Origin of the sequence: Micrococcus sp. HSID17227, from assembly GCF_003989405.1 — a bacterium.
In the GTDB taxonomy this organism is placed as follows: domain Bacteria; phylum Actinomycetota; class Actinomycetes; order Actinomycetales; family Micrococcaceae; genus Micrococcus; species Micrococcus luteus.
Genome location: NZ_RBLN01000573.1, coordinates 1 through 345, shown reverse-complemented (window position 1 = coordinate 345; position 345 = coordinate 1). Strand labels below are relative to the sequence as shown.

The 345-nt window shown below is 64.1% G+C and carries 2 pseudogenes; both read right to left on the bottom strand.

The annotated features are described in order from the left end of the window. Positions 1-208 (bottom strand): annotated as a pseudogene (locus D8M29_RS13385) (integrase core domain-containing protein); the annotation flags it as partial. Between the two features lie 4 nt (positions 209-212). After that, positions 213-345: pseudogene (locus D8M29_RS13380) on the bottom strand (IS30 family transposase); the annotation flags it as partial.

Here is a 345-nt window from a genome sequence, read left to right as displayed (position 1 = left end):
GGTGATAGGTCCGCTCGATCCAGCTCACGATCGCGAGCCGGAGCTGGTCGAAGGACTGCCAGCGACGCCGGTTCAGCACGTTCTTCTGCAACAGCGCGAAGAAGGATTCCATTGCCGCGTTGTCCCCGGCAGCACCGACCTGACCCATGGACCCGATCAGCCCGTGGGTGGTGAGGGCGTCCTGGAATAGGGCCGAGCGGAACTGGGCGGGTTCAACTGGTCGTTGCAACACCGTGCGTTGAGAGCGAGCGTAGCTGCTCGGCGAAGACCTCCGCGGGAGTCTTCCAGTCCAGGACCTTCCTGGGCCTGTTGTTCAGCGTGTACGCGACTGCTGCGAGGTCCTCG